Genomic DNA, 6110 nt, shown 5'->3' with positions numbered 1-6110 from the left:
CTCGGCCAATTTCCGCAATAGCTTGGCTTCTCCTGGATCCCAGGCCCCCTTGATAAATTGCACCACCCCCACCGACAATCCCTGGCCGAGGGCGCGGAAGATCATGCCGAAGGCAGCCGTGGTCTTGCCCTTGCCCTGCCCCGTGTGCACGATGATCAAGCCCTTGTCATCTCGCATGCCCGACAGACGCTGCCGCTGGATCTGCTGGCGTTTTTGCATTCTTTGGCGATGCCGCCAGTTTGGGTCGGCCTCTGCGCCCGGTGAAGACTCCGCACCGCTATCGCAAGCGTCCTCAAGTTCTGTTGTCGAGAGGGGTTGGGATCCGGAAGCCGGTGCAGGCAAGCCAGACAGGGCGGGTTGGGCCATAATCAAAAGGAATCGAGATTCGCCACACAGGCTGAGGGGAACTGCACCACTGGCGCGACCGTCGGGGCAAACCCAAGTTCCCCACAGTGAACCGCCTTTATCCTAATCCGGTTTCATTCGGCTGGGATATGAGAGAACCGGCTGCCGCTTTCCGAGATAGCCTGCTAATGTACTGCTTCATCTGGGCAGTGCTGGCAATAGGGTGTTTTCAAGTCTTGCCCCGCATCCAAGTCGTATCTGCCGCCGAGTTGCAACCGTGGCTAGCGCCCAGCTACTTTGCAGGTCTGGGGGGATCCCTATTGGCAGCCTTGGGATCCCTGTTGGCCATCTCAGCCGAAACGACGCCAAATCCTGCCGACAAAAAGCATCTGCACCGCTTGGCTTGGGGATTGGGGACAGTTGGCTTTCTCGGCGTTCTCTCCCCCCTGGGCTTGGCCGGCGCATTCTTTCTCAAAGCCGCTCAGGGGACAGACTGGTGGCAGGGTCTGTTTGGCTGAAGCCGCCCACAGCTTATTTTTTTGACAAATGGGCGGAGGTTGGGGGTACTATAGGGACAAGTTCCGTTCTTTATCCAGAGCAGACTGAGGGACCAGGCCCAATGAAGCTGCGGCAACCCGGCGGAAGCCTCCGCTACGGTGCCAATTCCTGCGGTTAGTCAGTAACCGAAAGATAAAGGCAATAAAGTTTTCTCTAGAGGATAGCCCTCTTTGGCGGGGGACTTTTCTGGCAACTTTATCCTTTAGCAGCTCCCATAGCTCTGGTCGCGGCAGCGGGGCAAGGCCTTCGCGGCAGTGCTGGTGCGTCAGCGGTGCAGAACGCTTGCTGGTTGCTGGGCCTTTCCTCTGGCTGAGTTGGGGCTGGTGCGGAGCACCTGGGGATCCCTGGTTGGCTCTTTCTCCGACGGATAATGAACGAGCGGGTGAGCCTTGTTTTTTGTTCAGGTTCTCAGTTCTAGCTTTTAAGGAGAAGGTTCGTTGTCCAAGTCGTTTTTGTTTTCCTCGGAGTCGGTGACGGAGGGGCACCCCGACAAAATCTGCGATCAGATCTCCGATGCCATCGTGGATGCCCTCTTGACGGCGGATCCCCTCAGTCGGGTGGCCGCCGAGGTGGTGGTCAATACGGGCCTGGTTTTGTTGACCGGGGAGATCACCTCGCAAGCGCAGGTCAACTTCACCCGTCTGGTGCGGGACAAGGTGGCCGAAATTGGCTATACCGATGCCAAGAATGGGTTTAGTGCAGAAAGCTGCGCGGTGTTGGTGGCTTTCGATGAGCAATCTCCCGATATTGCCCAAGGGGTGAATGTGGCCCTGGAAAGTCGCGGCTCCCAGGAAGATCAATTCGACTTGGTCGGGGCCGGGGATCAGGGGTTGATGTTTGGCTTTGCCTGCGATGAAACTCCCGAGTTGATGCCCTTGCCCATTAGCTTGGCCCACCGCCTCAGCCGCCAGTTGGCCACGGTTCGCAAAAACGGCACCCTGCCCTATCTGCGCCCGGATGGCAAAACGCAGGTGACTGTGGCCTATGAGGAAGGTCGCCCGGTGGGCATTCACACCCTGCTCATCTCCACCCAGCACACACCCACGATTGGCGCCATTACGGAAGAGGCGGCGGTGCAAGAGCGGATCCGCGCCGATCTCTGGGAGGCAGTGGTCACGCCGGTGTTTGCCGAGCTGCCCATCAAGCCGGATAGCCACACCCGCTTCCTTACCAATCCCACCGGCAAGTTTGTCATCGGCGGCCCTCAGGGAGATGCGGGCCTGACCGGACGCAAGATCATCGTCGATACCTACGGCGGCTATTCTCGCCATGGGGGCGGGGCCTTCTCCGGCAAGGATCCCACCAAGGTGGATCGCAGCGCTGCCTATGCGGCTCGTTACGTGGCCAAGAACATCGTGGCAGCTGGCTTGGCGCAAAAATGTGAAGTGCAGGTGAGCTACGCCATTGGGGTAGCCCGCCCCATCAACATTTTGGTGGAAACCTTTGGCACAGGGCGCATCCCCGACGAAGAGCTGTTGCGGCTGGTGCAGCGCCACTTCGATCTGAGGCCGGCAGCCATTTTGGCCCAGTTCCAACTGCGGGAGCTGCCCCGCCAACGGGGGGGACGCTTCTACCAAAATGTAGCGGTCTATGGTCACTTCGGGCAAACTCACCTGGATCTGCCCTGGGAGCGCACCGATAAAGCCGCTCTGCTGCGGGAGGAGGCTCTTGCCAAGGCGACTGCCCTCTTGGCCTAAGAGGGGATCACTAAGACGGCCTGCTGCCTCAATGCTTGCCCTGGTGAAGCTGCTTAACCAGGTGGGGTAGCTCCGGCAGGATCAGGCTGCGCATAGCCAGTTGCACGGCTGCTGGGGAGCCAGGCATGGAAAAGATCAAGCACTTTCCGTGGATCCCGGCGATGGCCCGAGAGGCGATGGCCCGACTGCCGACCTGGGCATAGCTGAGCTGGCGGAAGATCTCCCCAAAGCCGGGCAAGGTCTTTTCCAGGAGAGCCTCGATGGCGTCGTAAGTGGTGTCGCGGGGGGCGATGCCTGTGCCGCCATTCAACAGGATCACCGGCAGGGATCCGGCCCAATCCTGAACCTGCTCTCGAATGAGCTGCGGTTCATCTCGGAGAATGCAATATCTCTCCACCCGGTGGCCGGACTCCTGGAGGGCTGTGCAGATAAACTGGCCGCTGTGATCGGTTTCAGGGGTGCGCGTGTCGCTGACGGTGATCACCCCACAGGGCAAGGCGGCAATGTGCTCCGCACCGCTGTCGCAATCGAGGGGAAAGTTCATGGCCAGGATCCCTGAGGAAAGAGAGTGGCAAGCCCATCAAGACTGTCCCTGAGGGGGCTCGGCAGGAGTTGGAGGGTCAACGACCGTCTGCTGGAGCTCTAGGATCCCTGAGGACTCTACCCCACCAGCACGGGCGAGTTGGGGAGGAGGGGACTGGGCAAGCAGGCGGCGCAGCTTGGGGGGAAGCTCCTGCAACTGCTCCAACAACAAGTTTAGAGATATGGCCGGTTCTCGGGAAAACAGGGATCCTGCGAGGGGTACCGGCGGCAACGGAGAACAGGCAAGGGCAGCCGAAGCCAAAGAGCGGATCCGCTCCTGCTGCTCCTGCCAAAGGAACTGGCCGATTTCTGGGGGAAAGGTAAGATGAGGAGAGCCGCGACGCTGCCAAAGGCGGAGAAGCTGCTCCACAGAGGCGGCCTTGTACCGCCCCTGGTAGAGGGCTTCTAGCAAGGCTGCCGGGATCCAAAGATCCGGGAACAACTGGCTCCAGCGCTCCACCCAAACCTGGCTGGGTTGACCTTCCAGCTCAAACCCATAGTGCTCCAGAAAGGTGGCAGGATCCATCAGCCCATGGCAGCCCAAGGAAACTCAACCCAAGCTAGTCCAGATCCGCCGAGACAAAGGGGAGATAAAGCCTTTCTCCCTGGATCTCGCAAGACAGCTCTCGTCCAAGAATACCCCCATTTGCCTTTCATGAAGGCTCTGTGAAGAGGCTATAAAGCTGCAAAGCTGCGGTACGCTTAAAGACTCAGTGGCTGACGGGCCCCAGCTCAAGCGCTGCCTCCAGAGCGCGCTCGCTATCAGGAAACTGCGTCAGCAGCCGTCCTAGGAAGGCGACATCTCCCGTCAGGCCGTACAGAGCCATGAGCACATCCCCAGCATAGCGGCTCTGGGGGAAGCGGTTCAGCAGCTCATTGCCGGCGTAGATCGCCTGGCGGGCATAGCCATCCTGCAGGGCTTTGGCTTCCAGAAAGTAGCTGTAGCTGAGGCTGCCAGGATCCACGTAGTCCGGCAGTGACGTGTCGAACAAGCTGGTATCTTCTGTCACTCCTGGGGGGAAGCCCGGCAGCGGATAGATGGCTGCCGTTTCCTCGGGAGGGTAGGTGGTGTACTGGCGGTAGAGGATCAGCACCTGCCGGTACAGGCTTTCTTCCTGAAGATGGGCAGGGGCGGTGGGATCCGCCAGCACAGAGCCGAGTAACTCTGCTGCTACAGCATGGTGATTGGCCCGCTGATAGTCCGATAGAGAACTGGAAGAAGCTGGTTGCGGCGGCGCGCTTCCATCAGCATCCCCACTCAGGCCACCGGCACGGGTTTGGTTAAACAGCCACAGGTACCCATTGCGCCAACCGTCGGCAGCGGCCCAGTGGGCGGCCAGTTGATAGCGTTGTTGGGGAGTGGATTGGGCTTGCCAACGGCTCAATTGGCGCCAGCGTTCTCGTTGGGCCTGGATTTTCGGTTGCAGAGGGGTGCGGCTGGCGGGCACGGGATCCCAGTCGTCCAGCCAGTAGCCGCCATCCAGCAAGGGGTAGCGATCCAACACAGCATCCAAAGCCAGATTTTCCGTCAGCTGCAGGGCTAGGTCGTAGCGGTGTTCGCGGGCGAAGCGAACCGCCAGAGCATAGCGGACGGCGGCGGCCAGAGGATGCTCGCCGTGGCGGTCGAGAAAAGCTTGCAACTCGCTGGGGGTTGCACCGCTGTCTAAGAGCAAAAGCAGGCGGCGGCGCAAGACGTAGCGCATGTCTCCATCGCCGAAGGGATCCGCCAGCCAATTGGCCAAAAGGACCAGTGCTTCTTCCCTTTTGCCCTGCCACTCCAAGGTGCGTGTCAGCCAGAGGGGCGGCTGCGCCGCTCTTCTAAAACCCTTGCCTTTGACCATTCCTGCAGTGCATCCCCCGATTTCTTGGAGGCCTGAGTTGCCAGCACCCTTTCAGGATAGGCTCTCCCTTAGCCGGCGGTTGCCATGGCCTTCAACCCCTTCAAAATCAGGTAGTCCAGAATACTGGTGTTCTCCTCGCCGCGATAATTAAAATTGGAGCGCACCAGCCACAGCCCCTTCTGAGTGCGGCAACAGAGGTTCAGCAGCGTGCGGGCCAAAATCTGTTGACGCGCCTGTAAATCCCGCGCCGCATCGAAAACCTCCCCGTCCCATTCCGGCGTCAGCACACGGCTGTTGTAGAGCACATGCCAGAGGGAGCGGGACCAGCTGGGGTTAGTGATATCAAACCAAAATTGGTAATCCGCCTCCAAACCCCGAGTGATGTAGGCCCCCGGAGTTGCAACTACCAAGTAACGGGAATAGTCGGGCTCGAAGCGGCTGCTGCTGGGGGTCTGTCCCGAGCGGATCATGGCCAAAAAGGCGGGATCCCCTTCGGCGGGGAAGGCCTGGCGAAACCGCCGTGCCGCTTCCATCAACACGCGCAGCAGCTCTTGATCCTGAGGGGAAGCAATCGCCGGGGCTAAGTGATCGGCAAAAAACTGCTGGAAGAAAGCGGCCAATGAAGGGCCGGGATGATAGCCGCGCAGCCAATTGAACAGTCGCTGGTAGCGCTCCAGGTTGGCAAACCCTACTCGCTCTGGCTGCCGTACTGCCGTTCGGGGACGCAGAGAACGCCCCACCGGATCCCAGGTATCTTCGGCCAACAGAGCTGCCCGGATGGGATCCAGCCCCAGCACCCAGCTCAACATCAGCCGCCAAGCCGGCAAAGTGGGAAAAGCACCCCACTCGGGATGGGCCAATTCTGCTGCCGTCAGCACCGCCCGCACCAAGGGATAGCGGATCAACGCCGGGAAGGGGGCAATCGACAAAACCGGCACTTCCGACAACTGCTCCTGCAAGCTCAGGCTCACCCCCACATCCATACGGGGCAGCAAAACAGCAATGCGATGGGCAGGGATCCCGGCCCCCAAAAGCCGGCGAATTTGGGCAACCATCACCTCCACCGCCGCAAACTGGGTCTCCTCCT

General features: G+C 60.2%; 7 protein-coding genes and 1 riboswitch. Of the genes, 2 read left to right on the top strand and 5 right to left on the bottom strand.

Annotated elements, in window-relative coordinates; all coding sequences use genetic code 11:
* On the bottom strand, positions 1-366 hold a 366-nt coding region (locus NW837_RS02915; RefSeq protein WP_414329185.1), incomplete at its 3' end, for a cob(I)yrinic acid a,c-diamide adenosyltransferase.
* Between the two features lie 128 nt (positions 367-494).
* Between NW837_RS02915 and NW837_RS02910 the strand changes: the two genes are divergently transcribed.
* Positions 495-863 (top strand): hypothetical protein, encoded by a 369-nt coding sequence (locus tag NW837_RS02910; RefSeq protein WP_011434147.1) that lies wholly within the window; start codon positions 495-497, stop codon positions 861-863.
* A gap of 67 nt (positions 864-930) precedes the next feature.
* Positions 931-1042, top strand: a riboswitch (SAM riboswitch).
* 298 nt (positions 1043-1340) lie between these two features.
* Positions 1341-2600 (top strand): methionine adenosyltransferase, encoded by a 1260-nt coding sequence (gene metK / locus NW837_RS02905; RefSeq protein ID WP_414329184.1) that lies wholly within the window; start codon positions 1341-1343, stop codon positions 2598-2600.
* 28 nt (positions 2601-2628) lie between these two features.
* On the opposite strand, the gene NW837_RS02900 is transcribed toward metK, so the two are convergent.
* The 4 genes from NW837_RS02900 to NW837_RS02885 form a co-directional block, all read right to left on the bottom strand.
* Positions 2629-3144 (bottom strand): MogA/MoaB family molybdenum cofactor biosynthesis protein, encoded by a 516-nt coding sequence (locus NW837_RS02900; RefSeq protein ID WP_414329183.1) that lies wholly within the window; start codon positions 3142-3144, stop codon positions 2629-2631.
* Between the two features lie 36 nt (positions 3145-3180).
* Positions 3181-3708: a hypothetical protein gene (locus NW837_RS02895; protein WP_414329182.1), complete on the bottom strand. Its 528-nt coding sequence runs from the start codon at positions 3706-3708 to the stop codon at positions 3181-3183.
* Between the two features lie 184 nt (positions 3709-3892).
* Positions 3893-5023, bottom strand: coding sequence for a hypothetical protein (locus NW837_RS02890; RefSeq protein WP_414329181.1), 1131 nt, complete (start codon positions 5021-5023; stop codon positions 3893-3895).
* A gap of 68 nt (positions 5024-5091) precedes the next feature.
* Positions 5092-6110, bottom strand: a 1019-nt coding sequence (locus tag NW837_RS02885; protein ID WP_414329180.1) for a hypothetical protein, incomplete at its 5' end; no start/stop codon positions are given.

It is taken from the genome of Synechococcus sp. R6-10, from assembly GCF_047461815.1.
Classification (GTDB): domain Bacteria; phylum Cyanobacteriota; class Cyanobacteriia; order Thermostichales; family Thermostichaceae; genus Thermostichus.
The sequence above is the reverse complement of the archived record's forward strand: the minus strand, read 5'-3'. Positions and strand labels throughout refer to the sequence as shown.

Excerpts from the sequence above, each read along its gene's own strand:
- NW837_RS02910 (WP_011434147.1), top strand. The coding sequence starts at position 495 with ATGAGAGAACCGGCTGCCGCTTTCCGAGATAGCCTGCTAATGTACTGC.
- NW837_RS02900 (WP_414329183.1), bottom strand. The coding sequence starts at position 3,144 with ATGAACTTTCCCCTCGATTGCGACAGCGGTGCGGAGCACATTGCCGCC.
- NW837_RS02895 (WP_414329182.1), bottom strand. The coding sequence starts at position 3,708 with ATGGATCCTGCCACCTTTCTGGAGCACTATGGGTTTGAGCTGGAAGGT.
- NW837_RS02890 (WP_414329181.1), bottom strand. The coding sequence starts at position 5,023 with ATGGTCAAAGGCAAGGGTTTTAGAAGAGCGGCGCAGCCGCCCCTCTGG.